Origin of the sequence: Sorangium sp. So ce176 (assembly GCF_051519835.1) — a bacterium.
In the GTDB taxonomy this organism is placed as follows: domain Bacteria; phylum Myxococcota_A; class Polyangia; order Polyangiales; family Polyangiaceae; genus Sorangium; species Sorangium cellulosum_G.
Genome location: NZ_CP150371.1, coordinates 9,253,533 through 9,275,647 on the forward strand (window position 1 = coordinate 9,253,533; position 22,115 = coordinate 9,275,647).

Below are 22,115 nucleotides of genomic sequence, written 5' to 3' on the forward strand. Positions count from 1 at the left end.
GCGAGCTCCGCGGTCGGAGCACGCTACGGACCGACGTAGCGGTAGACGCGGAGCCAGTCGTACTCGGCGCGCGTGGGGGCGGTGCTGCTGTCGACGGGGCCTGCCCAATCTGGCGCCCCGGAAGCCCAGATCGTCAAGAGGATGTTCTGAGGGAGGACCATGCGTTCCATTTCCTCGGTGGCGGTGTGCATGAGCGCTCCGTCGACGTAGAAGCGCGCCTCACCGGGCACCCATTCGATGGCGTAGGTGTGAAAGCCCGCTGCGGGGTTGAAGTCCAGAGTCACGAGCTCGGGGAACTGGAGGTGGCCGGTGGCTGGATCAGCGGGCGGGATGTTCACCATGTGGTTGAACTGAACGCGATCGTGGTTTTTGCCCAAGAACTCGATGTCGAGCTCGTTCCAGTCGTCGGGGGGCCATGGGGTGTAAATGAGCACCAGAGAAGAGACGACCGCGGAGCCCTGCGCAAACCGAGCTGACGCCTCAATTTTCCCGTAGGTCAGCTTCTCGCGAGAGCGCATTTCCACGCCGCGGAAGGGCTTGCTGGTATCGTTGGCTGCCGTCAGCGAAAGGCGCAGGATGCCGTCGCTCACAGCAGCGTTCTCGCCGGTAAACTGCGCGAGATTGCCGTCCCAGCTGTGGGTCATCAGCTCCCAGCGCGTGAGATCGACGGTGTCGAACGGATCTTCCCAGGCGAGCGCGAAGCTGCCATCCCCGGCGCCACCTCCAGCGGCGCCGCCCGTGCCGCTCGCCGTTGCGCCGATCGTCCCACCGGAGCTTGCGCCGCCCATACCTGCGCCGCCCATACCTGCGCCGCCGGTACCGCCGGCGCCACCGGTCGTGGATATCTCTGGCGGCATGCCGCCAGCGCCACCGGTCATGGGGCCGGCGGCAGCCCCACTCGTCGCCGTGCTGGGGGGAGCTCCACCGGCGGCGGGGGAGGAGTTCGGATCCGGCGAGTCGTTGGAGCATCCCGAAAAGGCCAGGAGCGCGAGCAAGGCGAGGGCTGATCGACTTCGCATGCCGAGCGAATACTCAGCCGCCGCACGGCGAGCATCAAGGTTTGTGCGTTTTCGCAGCCTGAACGCCGATCGCGGGGCAGCGGTGCCGGAGACGATGGGCGTGCGTGCGCGAGCTACCCGGGATCTCGGCGATCGTGCTGCGCGCTCAACGGTTCCAGCCTGTCGGCGAGTAGCTTCCGGGTGCCTGGGTCGAGGAGCGCGCTGGGCGCCATGCCCAGCAACTCTCTGATCACCTGGTGACAGCGCGAGTAGCTGCCGAACCCGGCTTCGAGCGCCGCATGCGTCAAGTGGCTACAGCCCTGTTCGAGCAGCTCGAGGAGCCTCAGCGTTTGCAGCCGGTTCTTGTACTCCGTCAAAGACAGGCCCTGGTCGCGGCGAAACTTGCGGCTCACATCGCCGCGGTTGCTGGCCAGGCGTCGGGTCAGCTCGTCGCGGCGGAGGCTCGGCGCATCGGCCAGCAGGGCCGCAGCACGGTGGCCAAGGCTCATCTGCGGAGGCGGTGTCATCTGGGCCAGCACCGCAAACAAGTCGAGCAGCCGTCCTTCGACAGCCGGGTTGTCGCGGCTGCTGGGCACCTGGGCCATGGCGTCTGCACAAGCCAGCAAGGCGGCCCCGTCAAGGCGCTGCTGAGGCCGAGAGAAGCTCGGCGCGCAGCCGTGCTCCCGCGCGAACGCATCGATCAGCTCGGGCCGGAACCCTACCACGTAGAGCTCGATGTCTGGGCTCGCGTCTTCGAGATAGTGATCCAGCCCGGGCGGATACCAGAACAGCGCTCCGCGGCCCATCAGGACGCGACGATGCCCCACGCGGAAGACGGCGGTTCCCCGGACGACGAGATTGAACTCCGGCTCGTCGTGAAAATGGGCTGGTCGCCTGTAGGCGGGATGATATCGCCAGGCCTGGGCGCGCCGACCTTCGGGCATGGGGAACGACTGCCACAGCAGGTTCACGGTAAGTCCAAGGATAGTGCAGCCTGGTCAGGGAAGCACTGCGCCGAAGGCGTGCAGCGGCCCGTCCGGGCAGCCGGGGACCTTCAAACGCACATTCCTGGATGTGCTTCGAGGAGCGGGGGCCAGGACAAACGATCCGCTCGGGGACCGCCTCGAGAGCGTCGATGGCGGCCGAGGCGCCGCGGGCCGGGCGGCCTGCGGGAACGCCTGCTCGTCGTCTTCAGCGGCATCGACATGGGCGCCGAGGGCGCGCTCGACGAGCTCGGTGAGCTCCGGAACGCTCGGCCTGGCGCCCGTGGCGCTCTCAGGGGCATCGTCCGGTGCCGGGGCAGGCAGTCCAGGCGATGTGGAAAGGGACGTCGCCTGTGTAACTGGGGCGCAGCTGCCCCTCGAAGCGCTCGGGAGAGCCTTCTGGCGACGCCGTCCCTTCGAAGCTGTAGTCGGCGGGCATCTCGAGCATCGGCCACGGGAGATGAAAGCTGAACCGCACCGTGTCGCCCGACACGCTGCCGTCCGTCACTGCTCCGCAGTTCGTGTTCGGCACGTCCACGGAAATTTCAGGCCCGCAGACAGTCCCGCTCAGCGCCCCGTCCGCTGCCTGGGTCAGCTGCGCCTCGAAGGGATCCTCGAACTCCGAGCTGGTCCAGCGCCCGGACACGCCGAGCGCCGCAGCCTCCCCCGTGTCCGGAACGGAGTCGCCGCCCGCCGCGCCGTCGAGACCGGCCTCGGCCCCGCTGGGGGTGTCGGGATCAACGCGGCCGCAGGACGACGCGAGCGCCGAGAGACAGCAGGCGAGGAGCATGGTGGTGGTATGCAAGGTAATCTTCATGGGCGCAGTCTAGGCCTCACGGCGCGACCGCGCCACGGACGCGCGCCGCCCGCACCAACTCCCCGTCGAACGCAACCCGGAGTAACGCGCGTGACGCATCGCGGCGTTCACGAGCGCTCGCCCGCGGCGAGCGCGCAGCTCGCCCCGGCAGTGAACCTCGTCCAGTGAGCGCTCGATGCACACCGCGAGCATGCGAGCGAAGCCGATCTCGCCGACGTCCAGCCCTGGACAATCAGGTCCGGAGACGTACGTGAAGGACGGGCTCAGCGCAGCCCCGTCGTGACGACATACCGCGTCTTGCCCGACTCCGGATCCACGCAGTCCTTGTAGTACTGCCCGGGCGGGTGGAGCTTGCTGCAGTGAGCCTGGCAGTCTCCGACGATCTCGATCATCCCGCAGGCCTCGAGATCCCCGTCTTCGTCGACGTGCCCCGCCGCGCAGTCGCGCAGCACCGCGCGCGACAGCTCGACGCTCGCCCCCGTGTAGCAGGCGCGCAGGTACGGCGTCTCCGCGAAGAGATCCCCCCAGAACGCCCCCTCGACATGAGGGTACGCCTCCCGCTCCTCGCGCCCGACCTCGTGGCGCAGCGGGGCCTGGTGAGAGCGCATCGAGATGACGACCGACACGCCATAACGGTTCGTGCGCGCCGCCAGGCAGGCAGAGACGATCTGCTTGCCGCCCGGATCGAGCGGGCCCCTGCCCCACGCGTCGGCGAGGCCGAGCTCCCCGCGATACACCTCGTCGTGGGTCCTGCCAGCGGCGTCGGTCCAGGAGAAGCTGAAGCGCTGTGACTCGTCGAGCGCGCAGCTCACCATGTATTTCACGAGCGTCCGGAAGAGCTCTCCCCCCTCGCCCGGATCCTTGAGCGTCAACGCCGCCTCACGGCTGAGCGCGTTGGCGCTCAGCGCATTGGCGCTCAGCGCGTTGGCGCTCAGCGCGTTGGCGCTCAGCGCGTTGGCGCTCAGCGCGTTTCCGCTCACAAGCTCGTCAGCGCTCGAGAGGAGACCGTCAGTCTCCGCATCGAGCGCGAGCTCGGGCGCCATGCAGCCGGTGGTCGCGAGAAGGACGCCTGCGCATCCAAGCATACTCCTGGTTTTCACGTGATGAGACCTCGGTAGCGAGCCAAGAGGAGCGCTCGCGCTCCTCGATCACAGCACGCCCTCCGGCGCTTCGCTCAGGGCGACCGCTGCCGGGAACTCTCCACGTCTATGGACAGGGTACGGCCAATCACCTGTTCTGTCAGCCATTAATTGCACGTCCCGTGCGGATTCACCCGTGGGACAGCGGCGCTCTGCTCTGACCCGTTCCGACCTGTTCCGACCCACTGCGCCGCGAGCTCCAGTGTGCGGGCGTTGTCGGGGACGTGGGAGAGAAAGCGCCTGCGCCACTCGGCGTCACGGACGCTGGCCGCCCGCTCGAGCAGCTTGTCGCGCGCCGAGGCGATGGCCACGGAGGCCCTGCCAGGCTCGCCGTTCGCCGCGAGCGCTTCGGCATACACCAGCCGGATCATCGACTCGCCCTCTTCCAGCCCGCCGAGCGAGTCGAGCGCGGCCAGGGCCTCGCCGGCGGCCGCGAGCGCCTCGCCCGCGCGCCCGAGCCCGAGCAGCGCCCGCGCGCGCAGCGCCGTGGCCGCGACGCGCAGCGGCGACGCGCTCTCCAGCGCCTCGGCGAGGCGCGCCTCGCGCTCCGCGGCGCCGAAATCGCCGGCCAGCAGGGCGATCTTCGCCAGGTACGAGCGCGACACCACCTCGGCGCGCGGGTCGCCGAGCCGCTGGCTCGACGCGAGCGCCGCCTCCTCGACCGCCCGCGCCTCCGCGAGCCGACCGCGGTAGGCGAGGACCTGCCCCAGGCTGGCCTGCGCCGCCGCCGCCACCTCGTGGAGGCCCATCCGCTCGGCGGCCTCCAGCACGGAGCGGAGCGCCATCTCGGCGCCGTCGAAATCGCCGAGCTCCCCGTACGAATAGCCCAGGTTCGCCCGGGTGATGCACGCGTTGCGCCGGTCGCCGACCTGCTCGAACGCCGCCAGCGCGGCCTCCAGGCCGGTGACGCAGGCGCCGGGGTCGCCCCCGCTCATGGCGCGGAAGGCGCGCGCCTGGTGGAGCGCCGCCACCACCTCGGCGCCCGTCGCAGACCCGTCGTCGAGGGCGCGCTCCACCGTCGCGATCAGCGCGTCGACGACGGCGAGGCGGCCGGTGAAGGCCAGCGTCGAGGCGCCCATGGAGAGACAGGTGCACTTCGCGCTCTCGGCGCCTCGCGCGGCAGGCAGGACGGCCGCCGTGCCCGTCCACCGCTCCACCCCTTCGAAATCGCCCAGCTTTCCCATGGCGGCGACCACCTGCGCGACGGCCGTGAACCACGGCGCCGAGCCGCGCGCGAGGTGCCGGGCCGCCTCCGTCCCCCGCTCCTCGGCGAGCGCGAGGTCGCCGCGCCACACGTGGGCCTCGGCCTGGACGAGCCGCAGCGCCCCCACCACGGCGGGCTCCGGGGCGCGCGCGAGCCCGCGCTCGGCCCGCGCTATCGCGGCGCCGAGGTCGTTGCCCTCCAGCGCGTGCTGCGCGGCGCGCAGGTACGCCGCCGCGGCGCGCGCCGGCACGACGCCGCGCTCGAAGTGCTCCGCGAGCGTCATCGCGTCGGGCTCGCCCGCGCCCTCCAGCCAGGCGCCCGCCAGGGCGTGGCCGAGCCGCCGGTCCGCCTCGGTCAGCATGCCGTACGCCGCCTCGCGCACCAGCGCGTGCCGGAAGCGGTACTCGACCTCGCCCCGCAGCCGCCCCGGGCCGCGCCGGTGGATCACCTCGCGCCGCTCCAGCTCCGACAGCCACCGCGTCACCCCCGCCCCGCCCAGCAGCGCGCTCACCCCGCTCGGCCAGAACGCCTGGCCGAACACGCTCGCCGCCCGCAGCACGCGCCGCGCCTCCGCGTCGAGCGCCTCGATGCGCGCCTGCACCATCGCGAGCACCGTCTCCGGCAGGTCCGCCCCGTGGCCGGCCGCCACCGCCCGCACCTGCTCTTCGAGGTAGAACGGGTTACCGTCGGCCCGGTCCACCAGCGTCGCCACGAGCTCCGCGCTCGCCTCGTCGCCGAGCGCCGCGCGCACCAGCCGCTCGCTCGCCCGGCGCGTGAGCGGCGGCAGCATCATCTGGTTGCCGAAGCGGCCCTGCGCGAGCGCGGGAAACATGTCGTGCACCTCGGGGCGGCCCAGGCCGAGCACGAGGAACGGCAGGTCCTTCAGGCTCCGGAGCGCCGCCTCCACCATCGTCACCGTGGGCAGGTCGCCCCACTGCAGGTCCTCGAGGATCAGCAGCACCGGCTGCTTCGCGCACTCGGCGCGGATGAACTCCTCCCACGACAGCCGGAGCTGATCGCCCATCAGCAGGCGGTTGCGCCGCGCCGCGCCGACCTGGATGTCGTCGTCAGGGAACGGCGCGCCCACGAGCTCGCCGAGGAAGGCGCTGACGCGCCCCACGTCGAGCTCCCGGTGGCGCTCGACCCGCGCCCGCACCTTGCGCCGCCGCTCCTCGAGCGGCTCGCCGTCGACGATGCCCATCGCGCTGCGCAGCGCGCGCGACAGGAGCCCGAACGCCGAGCCGGAGCTCATCGGGTCGCCCTGGCCGACCCACACCTCGACGCCGCCGCCCCCGGCGTCGCGCGCGGTCCGCGCGCCGTTCGCGTCGTTCGCGTCATTCGCGCCGCGCGCCGCGACGGAGGACACCTTCTCGAGGAACTCCTGTCGCAGCCGCGATTTGCCCATCCCCGCGGCGGCGACGACCAGCAGCGCGCCCGAGGTCGACTCCTCGATGCTCCGCTCGAGCTCCGCGCTCAGCACCGCGAGCTCCCGCTCCCGCCCCACGCACGCCATCGGCTTGCCGAGCAGCGCCGGCGCGGTCGCCACCTTGAGGTCGTCCCGCGCCCCGTGCAGGAACCGCGCGCCGCCCTCGCAGCTCGTCTCGAACCGGCCGCCGAGCAGCCCCGCCGTCACCTCGTCGATCCGGGCCGCGGCCGCGGGGGCCGGCTCGCCGCGCGCCGGCAGGAGCTGCACCGCCCGATCGATGAGCTCGCCCATCGGGATGCGCGACGTGAGCTCCGCCCGCCCGGTCACAAGCGCCACCGGCGCGCCCCCGAGCAGCGCGCGCAGCGCGAGCGCGCAGCGGGCGGCCTGCGCCGCGAGATCGGTGGCCGCCTCGGCGCTCGTCAGCACGAGCAGCGGCGACCTCGCGTCGATGAGCTCGAGCTGCCCCTGGTAGCGCGCCGCGAGCGCGCGCAGCTCGTCGGTCCGCTCGAGCGCGCGCGCCTGCTCCTCCTCCTGCGAGCGCGTCTCCTCCTCGGGCGCCGAGCGCTCGTGCGCGAGCACGAGGCACGTGACGCGCCGCTCGCTGCTCGTGAGCTCCAGGACGCGCACCGGCGCGGCGGCCGCGCCCCCGTCCGCCGCGCCGACGCCGCGCACAGCGATCGCGCCGAGCGCCTCGGCGACGGCCGCGCCGTCGCGGGGCCGCTCGCCCGGCGGCTTCGCGAGCATCCTGGCGACGAGCGCGTCGAGCTCCTCGGACAGCTCGGGGCGCAGCTCGCGGAGGCGCGGCGGCTCGTCGAGCAGCACCTTGACCAGCACGGCGAGCGCCCCCGCGCCCTGGAACGCGGCGCGCCCGGTGAGGCACTTGAACAGCACGCAGCCGAGCGCGAACACGTCGGCGCGGGCGTCGACGCTCCGCTCGCCGCGCGCCTGCTCGGGCGCCATGTACTCCGGGGTCCCGAGGACGGTGCCCGGCATCGTGATCTGCTGGTCGATCCGGAAGCGCGCGATCCCGAAGTCGAGCACCATCACCCGATCGAGCCGCCCCTCGACGAGCAGCAGGTTGCTCGGCTTGAGATCGCGGTGGACGACGCCCTGCCGGTGGATGGCGCCGAGCGTCCCCGCTACCTGCGCGACGACATCGACGCTCTCGGCCGGGGTGAGCCCCCGCTCGGCCATGCGCTCGGCGAGCGTCTCGCCGGAGAGCCACTCCATGACGAGATACGGCTTGCCGTCCGCGGTGACGCCGTGATCGATGTAGCGCACGACGCCGGGGACGCGCAGGGCCGAGAGCGCCTGCACCTCGCAGGAGAAGCGCCCGAGCTCGGTCTTGCCGGCGCGGCGAAGCACCTTGAGAGCCACTGTGTCGCCGGTGCGCCTGTCGCGCGCGCGGTAGACGTGCCCCATCCCGCCGGAGCCCGCGAGGGCCTCGATCTCGAACCGCTCGCCGACGATCTCTCCCGCGCGCATCAACCGCCGTGGCTCCAGCGATATCACGCGCGCGGCCCTCCAGGTCCGGATCCGGTCCCGGGATGGTGCGCCGATTCACCTCATCGCAGGTGCGGCCGGGTCCTTCGCGCGATGCGATGCGTCGCGGGTGACGTGGATCGAAGAGCGCACGCCCGGAGAGGAACGGCGCGCCGCGTTCGCCGTGCCCGTACAACGACGATGTCGCGCCGGCCCGCTTCGTGTGCAGGCTCACCAGGCGACGCGCCGAGCCGGCGCGGTCAGCGCCGATGCGGTGCGAGCACCCACAGCGGTTACCGGCCTCTCCCACTGGACACGTCAAGCGTCACGGTGATGACGATGCTTCCCTTCTTGTGTCCCTCGTCGACATACCGGTGAGCCTCGGCCGTCTGTTCCAATGGATAGCGCCTATCGATGACCGGCCTCAACCTCCCCACCTCGATCAGCCCTCGGATGAAGTTCAGCCCTTCGGTCTTCTCGATCGACATCGCAGAAGTCGCCCTCTTGCCGCCCGCCATCGACGTCCACGACCGCTGCAGGAGCAGCGGCGCCGTGAAGACGGTGGAGAGATACACACCATTCTTCGCCAGCGAGCCCTCGCAGCGCGAGAACGAGCTCTTGGCCACGGTATCGAAGATGATGTCGTAGACCTCTCCCCCGCGAGATCGAGCCCCTGTACGCCCCCGTGGTTCAGCTCCCTCCCCCACGGCGGTCATCCACGAAGCGCGTCCCGCTCTCGAGCGGCGTGAGCATCCTCGCGCTGGCCTCCGCGGTCGCCCGACGGCGCGCTGCCGCCGCTCGCCGGGACGCCCTCCCCGCCCGCGGCGTCCCCGTAGACCCCGGCGCCATCCCGGAACATGAGCCCCGCGGGGGAGCGCGGCGCTCACGTCTCGGTCGTCGCGAGCCCGCTCCTTCTGGGAGACCCCGGCGCGCGTCGAGCAAGCGCGCCGCCCCGGGCGGGTCCACCGAGCCCACCGGGCTCGCCGGAGGAACGCCCATGAACGCACTCCCACCCACCTCCACTGTGTTCCTCGCCACACGCGCGGTGCCCGGGAGCGGATGCCGCTTTGCGTCATCCACGCCTGCCGGGAGCCACCGCACCTCGACACGGGTCCTCGCCTCCGATGGCCTGGTGCTCAACGTCGGGGGCGCGGCGCAGGGGTCCAGTCGGGTCCTGCTCGGCGCGGCGTTGCTCCTCGGCGTGATCCTCGTGATCACGCGGCTCGGCTGCACCGGGACGATCGCGCTCGCCGCCCACGTGGAGAGAAATTTCCGCGCGTGTTGCACGCCCGCCGGAGACGATGAAAAAAAAGGAGGCTCGAATGAAGTTTCTCCCCCCGACCTCGTCTGCGCCTGGGTGGTGTTCGCGAGCGCGTTCAATGCTCAAGGTGGCAGTTGACAACCCCCCGAGGAGCTGCGATGTCTCTCGCTGAGCTTGCCCTTTCCTACAGGAGACGTCGGATGTCGATGAGCAAGTTGATGAGTGTCGTGCTGATGGGCGTCGGCATTGGGTTTGCTGGGGCCGCGTGGGCAGCGGGCGGGACGACGGACGTCCCCTCGTCCGTCGCCGAGAAGAAGGATTTCGGCTGCGGTGCAAAAGGACAGAAGCCCTGTCCGATGCAGGGCTGGATGAAGACGGTCATGCAGTCGGCGACCAACAGCGGCGACGGCGCGAAGATCGCGGAGGCGCTGGAGTACGTGGCCACCAAGCCGCCGCCGGGGATGGCCAAGTGGGTCGCGATCTCGAAGGAGGGCGCGGAGAAGGCCAAGAAGGGCGATATCGACGGCGCCAAGGCGAGCTGCAAGAGCTGCCACGACATGTACAAGAAGCAGTACAAGGAAGAGCTCCGCGCCAACGCCTTCTGATCGGCTCCGTTCCGGGGCGTTGCTCGCCTTCCCTCTACTTCGCTCTCCTTCCCTCTCCTTCCCTCATCCCTCACGTCATCCTCCGCGCTCCGAGCGCGCGTCCACCCGGCGGCCCTGGACCTGAGCGTCTGGGCGCGCCGGTCGGCCTGCGCCGGGCCCGGCCGTGCGGCTGCCGTCGCGCAGGCGCGGCGCACCGCCGGGGCCCGGCCCCGGCGCGCGTGGAGCTCCGCCAGGGCAAGCACGGGGCCCGGCCGCGCAGGCACATCGCTCCAGCGCTGGCACACCTCTCCAGCGCTGGCGCGGCGCCCCGCTTTCGGCAGCGCCCCTTCGCTCAGCAGCCGTTCTTGCCGGCGGCGGCGCAGATCTCCTGCGGCGCGAGCGTCCGGCCGAAGAGGCGGAGGCTGTCGATCAGCCCGTGAAACTCGTCCTGGTCGGTCGGCTCTTCCGAGCCGATGTGGATCGGCTGCTCTCCGTCAGCGAGCACCGGCCCGCAGGGGCTCCTGTCGACCTCGACGCCGTTCACATAGAGGCTCTGCGTCTGGCCGTCCGACAGACAGGCGATGTGCGTCCACTCCCCAGGTACGATGGAGTGAGGCACGTTGCGCTCGACCCCCATGGTGCAGCGGATCTGGCCGCCCGGCACCAGGAAGAGGGAGGGCTTCCCGCCGCTGTCGATCACCGTGAATCGCTCCTTCTCCGGGAGGGAAGCCGGGTTGATCCAGACATCGATGGTCATCGCGGGGGCGGTCCACGCGGCGTCGTGGCCAAAGCGGAGGCGGCTCCCCTTTGTCACGCGGAGCGCCTGGCCGTCCCTTCCAGGCGCGTACTCCAGGCCGCGCGCGCGATCGGGCATGAAGCGGTGCTGCGAGCCGTCGCCGGGATCCCCCTCGAACGCGAAGCACGCGATGAGCGACGGGTCCCCCGCCTCGCACAGCGCAGAGGGGCGCTCCTCCTGAGGGCCAGGCTCCTGCGTGGGCAGCTCCCCCTGAGGGTCAGGCTCCTGCGTGGGGAGCTCCCCCTGAGGGCCAGGCTCCTGCTCCGGGCTCTGATCTGGAGGGCCAGGCTCCTGCCCGGGGAGCTCTTCCTGAGGGCCAGGCTGCTGTTGCTCGGTCCCTCGCGGCGCGGCCGTGCCTCCCCCCTCGAGGACACACCCCGTCGAGGACAGCAGCACAAGGGCCATGCCGGCCAGGCAGCGTGTAGAAAGATGTGATGATACAAGCATCCCGTGTTTCCTGCGATCAGCGTAGCTCAGGAGGGCGCGCACTGTCACCGAGCCTCTCGCGAAGATGCGATCCGTGTCAGCGCGCTCTCCTCCGCTGGCCTGCGCAGATGCCGTGAAGAGAAAAATGAACCACAGAGGCGCGTGGATCGCTCATCGCTCCCCGCCGTCTCCGCCTGTCACGTCTGCCACCCGCGCTCTCGCTTCCTCGATACCCTGTCGCTCGAGGCGCGCCCCCAGCCGAGGAGCGGCATCGCAACGGCAGGAGCGCCGGCCGAGCCTCTTGCTTTTCAGGGGCCCTGGGGCGAGCCTCGCGTCGAGGGCGGGGCTCTCCTCGGCATCCACGAGCGCGGCGAGGGCGGGCCCAGGGCGGAGGTGCACGTCTCCCGCACCTCCGAGATGGTGCTGGCGCTCTCCTCGTACACGTTCACGCAGTGGATCGTGACCGTCGACGAGGGCGCTCAGCTCCAGGGGATCGTGCTCGTCGGCCACGAGCCCTCCCGGGTGACGGCGCCGGCCGGCATCCCCATCAGCACGGTCATCCACGACAAGGACGGCGCCCGGATCGAGGCCGAGGGTCACGTCCCCGTCCACCAGCACGATCGGCGGGGCGTTCGCGCCATATCGATGAGCCGCAATCGACCTTGCATCAACGAGGCTGCCCGCACCCCGGGCGCCCTGTCTCGAGATCGAACGAGTCCCCGGCGCTCAGCACGTGGAGCCGCACGTCAAACAGGCTGAGCACGCGGTCCCCCTCCTCTTCGCCGATGTTCGTATGGCTGATGCTGCGTCCATCTACGACATAGACTGCGCCTGTCCCGAGCGCGCGCAGGCGGCGATCGGGCTCGATCACGGCGGCCGTATCCTCGTCGACGCCGACGCCGAGCAATCGGGGGTCATGGGCGACGGCGCCGAGCAAACGGCCGAGCCTGCCGCGCTGGGCGAAGTGCTGATCGACGAGGAGGTCGCGCACCAGCCCGAGGCCGGGCGCCATGCGCACGGCGCCGCGCACCTTCGCTGACTCCTCGCCTGCCCCGCCCACGAGCATCGTCTCGCTCATCACCGAGGCGCCGGCCGAGGTGCCCGCGACGGTGCCGCCGCGCCTGTATACAGCGCAGATCGCGTCGGCGAGGCGGCTGCCGCCGAGCTTGCTCGTGATCTTGAGCTGATCGCCCCCGGTGAAGAACACGCACCCCGCGCCCTCGAGGATCTCGAGCCAGCGCGCCTCCCGGGCCTGATCGCGCTGGACGATGTCGAGGTGCCTGACGTCGCCCGCGCCGAGCGCCCGGAAGACCCGCTCGTACTCGACCCAGAGCTCCCCGGCGACCTCGCTCGCGAGCGTGGCCACCACGATCGGCCGCGCTCCGGCGCGGCGCACGACCTCGCGCAGGATCTCCCGCGCCCCCTCCTTGTCCTCGTGCCCCCCGATCAGCACCAGCGCGCCGCCCGGACGGCCGCGCGACGCAGGCGCGCCTGCCGAAAGGTCCCTGTCCGACCCGTCAGCGCCCCCTTTGCTTTCCACCATGCAACTCGGCCTTTCGATTGCTATGGCGGCTCGGGCGCGAAGACCTCCCCGCCCTCGATGAGCACGAACATCAGAGCGCCACGACCGAGTCCTGGCGGCGCCGCGCGCGGGCCCGGGGGCCGGACATCAGCTCGGGCACCTCGTTCACAGCGGCAGCCCCCATCCGGGTGAGCGTCTCGCCCATCCGGGCCGCCTCCTCGGTGAACAGCACGATGACCTCGCCCGGCTCCGCCGTGGCGAGCGCGTGCTCGATGGCCTCGCGCTCGTCCGGGACGATCTGGCAGAGCTGCCCGGGCTTCACCTCCTTCACGACCCGCTGGAGCAGGGCCGGTACCTCGCCAGGCGCCCGACCCCGCCGGTCGCCGTCGTCCTTGACGATGATGCGGTGGAACCCGCCCTCCGCGATCTCGCAGGCGCACGCCTCGAGCAGCGCGTTGGAGCGGTCTCCGGGCAGGCTCACGATGCCCGTGAGCCTCCGCCCCTCCCACTGCGCCGCGAGCGCGCACGTCGCGCGGAACGCGCCCGGGTTGTGGCCATAATCGATCAGGACGTAGCTGTCCTCGAGCTGGTAGAGGTTCATTCGACCGCTGTTCCTCGTGCACGCCTCGAAGGTCCGGAGCGAGCGCTGGATGGTCTCCACCATCACCCCCTGCGCGCGGCAGGCGGCGATCGCCGCCATCGCGTTGGCGACCTGGAAGAGCGCCGCGCCAGCGAAGGTCGCCGGGATCTCGGCGGCCCGGAGGATGCGCAGCTCGACGCCGCGCTGGAGCTCCACGATGGCGCCGTCCCTCAGCGTGTAGCCCGTCCCGCCCCGGGCGACGTGATCCCGCAGCACAGCGTTCGACGGGTCGAGCGAGAAGAACACGATGTTCCGCGAGAGCTTCGTCATGCGGCGGTGCTCCGGGACCGCGGCGAGCAGCGGGTCGTCCGCGTTGAGCACCAGCGTCCCGCCCTCGCGCACCCGCTCGGCGACGACCATCTTGATCCAGAGCAGGTCGTCGACGCTCTCGATGCCGTCCTGGCCCAGGTGATCCGGCCCGATGTTGGTCATGATCGCGACGTCGGACCAGTCGTAGCCGAGCCCCCGCCGGACGATGCCGCCGCGCGCCGTCTCGAGCACGGCGATGTCCACCGTCGGATCGAAAAGGATCGTGCGCGCCGACCCCGGGCCGGTCGTGTCGCCCGACGCGATGCAGCGCCCGCCGACGTGGATGCCCTCGGTCGTTGTCATCCCCACGGTGGCGCCCGTCGCCCCGAGGATGTGGCCCACCATGCGCGTGGTGGTGGTCTTGCCGTTGGTGCCCGTGATCGAGACGATGGGAATGCGGGACGGCGCGCCCGGCGGATAGAGCATCTCGACGATGGCGCCGCCGACGTCCCGCGGCTTCCCCTCGCTCGGGTGCTCGTGCATGCGGATGCCCGGGGCGGCGTTCAGCTCGATGATCGCGCCGCGGCCGAGGGGCTGCGCGATGTCGCCGGCCACGAGGTCGATCCCGCAGATGTCGAGATCGATGGCGCGCGCCGCGCGCTCGCACAGCCGGGCCGTGTCGGGGTGGATCTCGTCGGTGACGTCCCGCGCTGTGCCCCCTGTCGAGAGGTTGACGCCCTCGCGCAGGAAGAACCGCTCGCCGGGCGCCGGCACCTCGTCGAGCGAGCGCCCCTGCTTGGCGAGGCCGGCGCGCACAACGTCGTCGACGACGATCCTCGTCAGGACGCCGTTGTGCCCGTTGGCCCTCAGCGGGCTCTGGTTCTCCAGCGCGATGAGCTCGGCCACGGTCCGCTGTCCGTCGCCGACCACGTGGGCCGGCAGCCGCTCGCTCGCCGCGACAACGCGCCCGTCCACGACCAGCACGCGGTAGTTGCGCCCGCTCACCATCTCCTCGACGAGGACCCGAGAGCGGACCGCGCGCGCGATGTCGAACGCCTCGCGCACCTGCGCCTCGGTCCGGAGGTTCAGCGACACGCCCTTTCCCTGGTTGCCGTCGAGCGGCTTGACCACGACGGGCGCGCGCAGCTCGCCGAGCGCCCGCGCCGCCTCGCCGGCCGTCCTCACCACGACCCCTCGCGGCGTCGGCACCCCAGCGCGCTCGAGGAGCTCCTTGGTGAGCTGCTTGTTGCCGGCGATCTCGACGGCCACGCAGCTCGTGTTGCACGAGGTGGTGGCCTGGACGAAGCGCCGGTGCTTCCCGTAGCCGAACACGAGCAGGCTCTCGTCGTCGAGGCGCGACCACGGGATCCCCCGCTTCTCGGCCGCCTTGACCACGGCCCGCGTGCTCGGCCCGAGCGCCGTCTCCTCGGCGACCTGCGCTGCCTCGGCGACCTTCGCCGCCACGTCGTAGGGCTTGCCCTCGAGCACGGCGGTGACGAGCTCGAAGGCGGCCTCGAGCAGGAGGCGCATCGCGGCCTCGTTCTCGAACTCGACGACGACGTCGTAGAGCCCGGGCGCCCCGGCGTGGACCGTCTTGCCGTACGTGACGCCGATCCCCGCCGGCTCGCTGAGCTGGAGCGCGACGTGCTCGACGATGTGGCCCCAGTATGTGCCCTCCCGGAGCCGCTCGACGAACCCCCCCGGCTTGCCCCGCGAGCAGTGGTGCTCGGCGAGGCCCGGCAGGAGCCCGAGCAGGCGGTCGACGAAGCCAGGGACGTGCGCGCTGCTCCTCTCGTTGAGGTCCTCGAGGTCGAGGGTCATGCGGAGGACCGGCCAGCTGGCGAACACATTCGGGCCCTGAAGCGTACGGATGGTGATGATGCGCATGGGTAGCTCGGCTGTGTTGGAGTCAGTCAGCGGCGATGATGGGTTTTCTCTCGAGCAGATCGAAGCTCCGTCCGTGAGGGAGCGAGTGCAGGGTGACCCCGCAGAGCGTGATGCAGCCTCCCGATGGGATGTCCACGGCGTCGTTGAAGGCGGCGCCGCCGGCGTCGACGATGGTGACGGCGCCGCTCCCGATCACGGAGGCGCGGTGTCCCTGGACGACGATGGCTGTGTCCTCGTCGATGCCGACGCCGAGGTAATGGGGGAACAGCCCGACCACGGAGAGGAGCCGGCCGATGCGGCCGCGCTGGGCAAAGTGTTGATCGATGATGACGCCGGGCAGGAGCTCGAGGCCGGGGCCGGTGCGCACCGCGCCCGCTCGCGGGGACCTGGTCTCGCCCTCGACGATCATCGTCGACGACATGACCGCCGCGCCGGCGCTCGTGCCACCGACGACCATCCCCTCCTCGCACCGCCGGTGGAGCATTGTATCGACCCCGGTGCCGCCGAGCCGGTTCATGATCCGGAGCTGATCGCCCCCCGTGAAGAAGGTGCCAGTCGCCCGCTCGACCTGCCGCATGGCCGCCTCGTTGCGCGCGTCGTCGCGGGCAGCGATGGTGAGCACGGCGACCTCGGAGGCCCCGAGCTCGTGGAAGAGCCGCTGGTAGAGCTCGCCGACCACGTCGGGCGTCTCGCTCGCCGAGGGGATGACCACGAGGCAGGCGTCCTGGCCGCCCGCGAGGCGCACGAACTCGCGAAGGATGGTGCGCTCCCCCTCCTTGTCCTCGGCGCCGCCGATGGCCACCAAGCGCGGAACGTTCGTACCGGGGACCATGTCCAGGAGCTCACCCGCGCTCGCAACGCCCGGGCCAGGCGCGCCTTCGCACCGTTTCACGCACGTTTCGACGCGATGGTCAGACCTGCACCATGGCAAAATGCCACAGGGTGTCCGATTGCCCCTCTTCCGCTCCGGATGAGGCTGGCGCCCTGCGTGGACGGGCCGGATTCCAGCGGCCGGCGACGCGACTCGCTGAGCCCGGCCGGTCTGCCCGTACTGGCTCGGTTCAGCCGATCGGACGCGCTCCGTCGAGCGCTCTCAGAGGCCTGCTGTGATGTGCTTCGCAAGGAGCTCGCGAGGCGTGGCGGCGCCCTGCGTGTCGGGTGAAGAGAGAGAGAGAGAGAAAGATTGAACCACAGAGGCACAGAGGGCACAGAGGACAGAAAAGAGAGAGAGATGTAGAAATAGAGATGAATCAGCTCTCTTCTTCACCTCTCTTTTCTTCCAATCTCTTCCTCTCGCCTCTGTGCCCTCTGTGCCTCTGTGGTTCAATCTCTCTTCGGGTCCGCATCGCAGCACGCTCTGTGGTTCAATCTCTCTTCGGGTCCGCATCGCAGCACGCTCGCGGCGCGGCAGACCCTATGCAGGGCAGCCTCCGGCGGATAGTCTCGCGCACACCGCCGTGAAGCCTCATCGACCTTCCTTCCTCGTCGCGCTCGGCGCCCTCGCGCTCGCCGCGCTGTCGGGCTGCGGATCCTATGTCTCCGAGTACGTTCCGCCGCCGGACGGGCGGGCCCGCCCGGTGTACAGCGACGGGGCGGTCGCGATGGAGCTCGGCGGGGCGATCCCGGACTGCCTCTCCGGCGAGCCCGGGTCGGGCGCAGCGCTGCCTCCGTATCCGGCACGAACCTCGCGCGATCCCGCGGCCTCGCCCGTGCGCGTCACCGGCGGCTTCTGGGTGCCGATCTACTTCGGACCGCGCATCGTGGTCGAGCGGCGCGGCGTGGCCCCGCCGCCGCCGCACCGCCACAGACCGGGCCCGGACGTCGCGCGGACCCCTGCATCTCCCTCGAAGGGCAGCAAGCCCGCGCCAGGCGGCAGCTCGTCCTCCGGCGGCAGCGGCGGCAGCGGCAGCGACGGCGGCAACGCGGCGGCGTCGATCCTGCTCGCCACGGTCGCGGTGCTCGCGCTCGCCGCGCTGCCGCCGATCGCGGTGGGGCTCTCGGTCGGGAGCCCGGAGCGAGACGAGGACTCGGCCCTCGCGCTCGACCAGGTCAACGCCTACAACGACCTCGCGCGCACCCCCGGCTCGCCGTGCGCGGCCGCGGCGACGGAAGGGCAGGTACCGTGACGCCGGTGAAGCAGCCCCCGACCGCCCTGCTCGCGTGCATCCTCGGCTCCACGCTCCTCGGATGCTCCAGCGGGCACACGATGTACGCCCCGCGCGTCGTGGCGCGGGGCGAGCTCACGGCGACCTACGACGAGGGCTTCACGCTGTGGGCCGGCGGCCGGAAGGTGGCAGAGAGCTACCATTACGACGGCCTGGAGCGCTTCGTGCGCTGCGTCCCCGAGGCGCGCGAGCACGCGCGCCAGGCGTCGGAGAGCGGCCGCTCCGCGACGACGCTCTCCACCTTCGGGGTGGTGCTCGGGCTCGGGAGCCTCGGCGGGTTCTCAGGGCTCTATTTCCACGACAAGAACGAGGCCGCCATGGGCGTGATCCTCGGCACGGGCGTCGCCGTCGCCGTGACCGCCGTCGTGCTGGGGGCGCTCTCCAGACAAGGCAAGGAGAACGCCCACGGGCACGCGTTCGACGCGATGAACCACTACAACGACGCTGTCGGGAGCCTCGGCGCCACGTGCGACGACCTCACCTACCCGCCGCCGGCCGGGCCCGCGCCTGCCCCCGAGACCGCGCCGGAGCCCGCGCCGCAACCTGGCCCCGAGGCCGCGCCGGAGCCCGCCCCCGCGGCCACGCCAGGGGCCGAGTCCCCCGCGCCGTAGCAGCAGAACGACACGGCCGCGCCGCCGAGCGAGGAGCTCGGCGCCGGCAGGGCGCAGGAATGACCTCACCGGGGATCGAGGAAGGCAATCTCAGGCCGAGCGGGCGCACCGTCCTCACCTGCTCTGACGAAGGCGGCCTGTGGCCGCCGGTCGGCCGCGAGGAGGCGCAGCGCCCCTCGTGGCGCGCTCAGCCCACGGGCGACATGAAGAGTCGCCGCCGGGCCCGCGTCACCCCGGCTCCCGCCGGGGGCGGCGGAGGTTCAACGACGCGCTCTTCCGATCCTCCGGCTGGCACGTCGGGCAGAAGATCGCGTCGTGGCCGTGGACGCTCGCGCGCCGGAGCTTGTCGCCGCAGCGCGGGCACGGATGGCCCGGGCGCCCGCGGACCTTGAGGAAGTCGCGGAGCTTCTCGTCGAGCGCCGGCGACCGCTGCGCGATCGTCCGCGTCGCGTCGCCGAGGACACGGACGATCGCCGCGTGCAGGTTGTCGATCTCCTCGTCCGAGAGCCCCTTGACCGCCGCCTTCGGGTGGATCTTCGCCTCGAAGAGCACCTCGTCGGCGTACGCGTTCCCCATCGCGTCGAGCGCCGCCTTGTCCATCAGGAAATCCTTGGCGAGGTCGCGCCTACAGCGCGCGGCGGCGCGGAACGCCTCGGGCGTGAACACCAAGGGATCGAGGACGTCGAGGCCCACGCGCCCGAGGCCGGGGATCTTGTCGAGATCGCCCCGCGCGAGCACGTAGACCTTGCCCATCTGCACCTCGTCTCGATACCTGAGCTCGCGCCCGTCCGCGAGGACCAGCGAGAAGGCGAGATCGGTCGGAATCCGCGTCTCGCCGGGCAGCGTGATCGAGAACCGCCCCGCGAGCATGGGGGAGATCACGAGCTCGAGCGCGCGCGGCCCGCCGAGCTCGAAGATCACCGCGTGCGCCCGCCGCGCGACGCGCCGGATCTGCGCGCCCGGCAAGAGCGCGTCGACGCGCTCGGGCAGCAGGACGCGCAGCACCACCGGGCTGTCGGCCCGGACCCCGACCACTGTCGCGCCCGCGAGCTCGCGCGCGAGGATCGGGACGACGTACTCCAGGTCTGGGCGCTCCGGCACCGCCCCAGAATACCCGTCTCACCGCGGAGGTCGACGTACGGTTCTGCCGTGAGGCGGAAAAAGGAGCGCGCCGGGCGCGGCGCTCGGCGCCGATCACGCGCTGATCGGCGGCGCCCGCTCGGCGCGCGCGGCGTCGCCGCCGTCGCTCTCCCTCGCCGGCCGATCGCGCTCGACCTCGAGATCCTGGCTCCGCGCGAGCGCGTACACGGCGCGGATGCGCGCGGCCTCGAGCGTCGATCCGGGCTCCGGGTTCAGGAGGACGGTCCCGTCGTCGCGCTCCAGCGCCACCGGGACCGCGCCCCTCGGCTCGAGCGCCGCGCGGAGATCGTCGAAGCCGACGGCGTCGCGCGCCCGCTCCGCCGCGCCGCTCGGCCGCGCCTCGATCCGCACGAGATCCTGCCCGCCCTCGCCGAGGAGCTCTTCGTAAAGTGTCGTTACTCCCGGCACGAAGGCGCTGTGGACCATGAAATAGTTCTTGATGCGCTCGGTGCTGACGAGGCTGAGCCGCAGCCGATCCGGGCCGGCGAAGCCGCACCGGCCGGCGTCGAGGAGGCTGCGGACGTGCTCGCCCTTGGTCACCGAGGAGAACTCCGCGAGCACGTGCAGCCGCCCGCCGTGCGCGAGCTCCCGGCTCTCGAGCGCCCGCGCGAAGCGGATGAGCCGCATCGCCGTGCGCGCGTCGCGATCGAGCCCCTCGGGCTCGCTCAGGAACACGGCCGCCGACGGGGGCGCCCCGCGCGCGACGCAGCGCACAGCGAGCGCGGCGAGGTCGTGCCCGCGCTGCGTGTACACGGTCGCGCGGCCGCCGCGCGGGAGCGAGAGCGGCGCGCCGTCCGTGCCCGGCGGGGGGCCGTCGGGCGCGAGCGTCATGCCGAGCGAGGCGAGCCGGTCGGCGAGCGGCATCCGCTCGTCGCCGCGCTCGCCGAGGACCAGCGTCACGTCGACCCCCGGGACGAACCGCGCGAGCGCGTGGAGCAGCGAGGGCAGCGCGGGGCTGTAGCCGACGATCAGCACCCGATCGAGGTGGCTGCGGCGCCGCGAGAGCGTCGCCGCCCACGCCTCGGTCCACGCGCGCGCCGCCTCGGCGCCGTGCGCCCGCGCGCGCGCGTCGACAACCGCCGCGACGCCCCGGCCCATGAGCAGCTCGCGCCCGTAGCGCCGGAGCGGCGCGTACGTGGCCGACACCCCGATGAGCCCCCGGAGCCGCCGCGCCGGCACCCGGCCCGCCCGCGCGCCGAGCGCCCACGCCGGCGACCCCTCGGGCGGATCGAGGAGCGGGTTGAGCCACTGCACGAGCCCCTCCACCGGCACGAGCTCGCCCTCCCTGCGCTCCGGCGCCTCGTCGCCGAGCAAGACGCCCGCGAGGATCACGCTCTTCTCGTGGGCCGCGCGCGCCATGCGCGAGAACGAGATCTCGCCGCCCGGGCCCTCGCCGAGCGCGGCGACGGCGCGCGCCTCGTCCGCGCCGAGGAAGACGTGCGTATAGAACTCCGAGCCGTCGGTCGTCATGAGGTCGGTGTAGAGCGCCTCGACGCCGGGCGTGATCAGGTGCTGGCACAGGAAGAGGCCGAGGAACCGCTGCATGTCGAGCGGGTACGTCCCCGGCCCGCCCACCGCCTGGATGAGGTCGCGGTTCCTGGTCTCCTGCACCTCGACGAACACGTGGCCGCGCCGGTTCTGCGTGCGGAACGAGGAGAGCGCCATGGCCGTCAAGGCGTCGGCGTCCGGCCCCGCGTCGTGGCGCGCGAGGATCAGCGCCCGCTTCGCGCCGGCGGCGCCCACGAGCTCGAGCGCCTCGGGCTGCGCGATGTCCCCCTTGCGGTAGACGACCCAGCGCATGCCCGGAGCGTAGAGGTACGCGGGCGGGTCGTCCTCGGCGCCGAGGAGGGCCATGCGCGGGAGCGCGTGCCGGGTCGGCGCGGGCCCGCGGCGGAGGAGCCAGAGCCAGAGCTCCGAAAGCCGGATGCTGCGGAGCGACCGGTGGCGCTCGTAGAGGCGGACGAACTCCTGCACCAGCATCTCGGCCTCGTGCACCGGGCCGATCACGAGCGCGTGGCCCGCGTAGCCGACCGGCCGCCGCCGGGCCGCGCGCACGACCTGATCGACAACGTTGGCGCCGATGCCGATGATGAACGAGGTCACGAAGACCCCGACCATCGTGAGGCCGAGCGAGATGACGGCGACGATGGGGTGGACGTGGAGGTTGGCGACGAGGTTGTCGGCGCTCTCGAGCTGCCGGAAGGACCACCAGATCCTGTCGAGGAAGCCTGTGTCGGGGACGGGGCCCCGGCCGTCGTAGTCGTGCGGGATCGCGAGGTGGCTGAGCAGCACGGAGGCGCCGAACGCGAGCCCCCAGACGGCCAGCGTGACGAGCCCGAACTGCTCGAGCAGCTCGCGCCGCGTCAGGATCGCGTAGAGGTCGATCGCGATCTCGCGCGTGAAGCGCAGGAGCAGGAAGAGCCGCGAGAGCCGCAGCAGGGGGAGGGCGTGGGCGGCGTGCGCGTCGAGGATCCGCTCGAGCGGCAGGAAGCTGAGCCAGGCGATGACGTCGAAGGCGAAGAGGAGGACGTCGAGGCGCGAGCGATCGCGCTCCCGCTCGCGGAGGAGGGAGGCCCGGAGGACGAGCTCGACGCCGAAGATGGCCAGGAAGTACGGGCGGAGCTCGTCCTCGAGGCCCTGGATGGGGAGGACCGAGACGAGGATGAGGAGCGAGAGCGCGAGCTTGACGGGGCGGGTCTCCAGCCCGCCGGCGAGGCGGAGGAGCAGGGACGGGCGCGGCGTCATGGGGGGCGAGGATAGGCGACGGAGCGCGCCGCCGTCTGCG

The 22,115-nt window shown here is 71.9% G+C and carries 17 protein-coding genes; 5 read left to right on the forward strand and 12 right to left on the reverse strand.

The annotated features are described in order from the left end of the window. Nucleotides 1–23 precede the first annotated feature (23 nt). The 6 genes from WMF42_RS35035 to WMF42_RS35060 all read right to left on the reverse strand — a co-directional run bounded on the left by WMF42_RS35035 (nucleotide 24) and on the right by WMF42_RS35060 (nucleotide 9,125). Nucleotides 24–878, reverse strand: a complete 855-nt coding sequence (locus WMF42_RS35035) for a family 16 glycosylhydrolase (RefSeq protein WP_437687353.1) — start codon at nucleotides 876–878, stop codon at nucleotides 24–26. Between the two features lie 254 nt (nucleotides 879–1,132). Continuing rightward, complete coding sequence (locus tag WMF42_RS35040) at nucleotides 1,133–1,969, reverse strand: AraC family ligand binding domain-containing protein (protein ID WP_437687355.1); 837 nt, start codon at nucleotides 1,967–1,969, stop codon at nucleotides 1,133–1,135. A 304-nt stretch (nucleotides 1,970–2,273) separates the two neighbouring features. Next, on the reverse strand, nucleotides 2,274–2,798 hold the full coding sequence (locus WMF42_RS35045) for a hypothetical protein (protein ID WP_061611571.1): 525 nt from the start codon (nucleotides 2,796–2,798) through the stop codon (nucleotides 2,274–2,276). A 263-nt stretch (nucleotides 2,799–3,061) separates the two neighbouring features. Beyond that, a complete protein-coding gene (locus WMF42_RS35050) occupies nucleotides 3,062–3,778 on the reverse strand; it encodes a hypothetical protein (protein ID WP_437687357.1) in 717 nt (238 codons plus the stop codon). 266 nt (nucleotides 3,779–4,044) lie between these two features. After that, on the reverse strand, nucleotides 4,045–8,052 hold the full coding sequence (locus WMF42_RS35055) for a protein kinase domain-containing protein (protein ID WP_437687359.1): 4,008 nt from the start codon (nucleotides 8,050–8,052) through the stop codon (nucleotides 4,045–4,047). 290 nt (nucleotides 8,053–8,342) lie between these two features. Continuing rightward, a complete protein-coding gene (locus WMF42_RS35060) occupies nucleotides 8,343–9,125 on the reverse strand; it encodes a zinc-binding dehydrogenase (protein ID WP_437694381.1) in 783 nt (260 codons plus the stop codon). Between WMF42_RS35060 and WMF42_RS35065 the strand changes: the two genes are divergently transcribed. Next, complete coding sequence (locus WMF42_RS35065; protein WP_437694472.1) at nucleotides 9,047–9,448, forward strand: hypothetical protein; 402 nt, start codon at nucleotides 9,047–9,049, stop codon at nucleotides 9,446–9,448. The two genes, WMF42_RS35060 and WMF42_RS35065, sit on opposite strands and share 79 nt — an antisense overlap. 68 nt (nucleotides 9,449–9,516) lie before the next feature. Continuing rightward, a complete protein-coding gene (locus WMF42_RS35070; RefSeq protein WP_437687361.1) occupies nucleotides 9,517–9,915 on the forward strand; it encodes a hypothetical protein in 399 nt (132 codons plus the stop codon). Nucleotides 9,916–10,246: 331 nt separating this feature from the next. Here WMF42_RS35070 and WMF42_RS35075 read toward each other — a convergent pair whose 3' ends face one another. After that, complete coding sequence (locus tag WMF42_RS35075) at nucleotides 10,247–11,095, reverse strand: LamG-like jellyroll fold domain-containing protein (protein ID WP_437687363.1); 849 nt, start codon at nucleotides 11,093–11,095, stop codon at nucleotides 10,247–10,249. 183 nt (nucleotides 11,096–11,278) lie between these two features. Between WMF42_RS35075 and WMF42_RS35080 the strand changes: the two genes are divergently transcribed. Beyond that, nucleotides 11,279–11,875 carry a hypothetical protein gene (locus WMF42_RS35080; RefSeq protein WP_155798037.1) on the forward strand — a complete coding sequence of 199 codons (597 nt, stop codon included), beginning with the start codon at nucleotides 11,279–11,281 and terminating at the stop codon, nucleotides 11,873–11,875. Here the strand turns inward: WMF42_RS35080 and WMF42_RS35085 are convergent. The 3 genes from WMF42_RS35085 to WMF42_RS35095 all read right to left on the reverse strand — a co-directional run bounded on the left by WMF42_RS35085 (nucleotide 11,784) and on the right by WMF42_RS35095 (nucleotide 16,216). Next, a complete protein-coding gene (locus tag WMF42_RS35085; protein ID WP_437687365.1) occupies nucleotides 11,784–12,659 on the reverse strand; it encodes a cyanophycinase in 876 nt (291 codons plus the stop codon). The genes WMF42_RS35080 and WMF42_RS35085 overlap by 92 nt on opposite strands. A gap of 70 nt (nucleotides 12,660–12,729) precedes the next feature. Continuing rightward, nucleotides 12,730–15,414 carry a cyanophycin synthetase gene (gene cphA / locus WMF42_RS35090; RefSeq protein ID WP_437687366.1) on the reverse strand — a complete coding sequence of 895 codons (2,685 nt, stop codon included), beginning with the start codon at nucleotides 15,412–15,414 and terminating at the stop codon, nucleotides 12,730–12,732. 22 nt (nucleotides 15,415–15,436) lie between these two features. Beyond that, a complete protein-coding gene (locus tag WMF42_RS35095) occupies nucleotides 15,437–16,216 on the reverse strand; it encodes a cyanophycinase (protein WP_437694383.1) in 780 nt (259 codons plus the stop codon). Between the two features lie 655 nt (nucleotides 16,217–16,871). Here WMF42_RS35095 and WMF42_RS35100 point away from each other — a divergent pair. Further along, nucleotides 16,872–17,540 (forward strand): hypothetical protein, encoded by a 669-nt coding sequence (locus WMF42_RS35100; RefSeq protein WP_437687368.1) that lies wholly within the window; start codon nucleotides 16,872–16,874, stop codon nucleotides 17,538–17,540. Between the two features lie 5 nt (nucleotides 17,541–17,545). Beyond that, complete coding sequence (locus tag WMF42_RS35105; protein ID WP_199693476.1) at nucleotides 17,546–18,190, forward strand: hypothetical protein; 645 nt, start codon at nucleotides 17,546–17,548, stop codon at nucleotides 18,188–18,190. A 228-nt stretch (nucleotides 18,191–18,418) separates the two neighbouring features. Here the strand turns inward: WMF42_RS35105 and WMF42_RS35110 are convergent, their stop codons facing one another. Continuing rightward, on the reverse strand, nucleotides 18,419–19,291 hold the full coding sequence (locus tag WMF42_RS35110) for a DNA-formamidopyrimidine glycosylase family protein (RefSeq protein ID WP_061606012.1): 873 nt from the start codon (nucleotides 19,289–19,291) through the stop codon (nucleotides 18,419–18,421). Nucleotides 19,292–19,384: 93 nt separating this feature from the next. After that, nucleotides 19,385–22,075 (reverse strand): hypothetical protein, encoded by a 2,691-nt coding sequence (locus tag WMF42_RS35115; RefSeq protein WP_437687371.1) that lies wholly within the window; start codon nucleotides 22,073–22,075, stop codon nucleotides 19,385–19,387. Nucleotides 22,076–22,115: the final 40 nt, after the last annotated feature.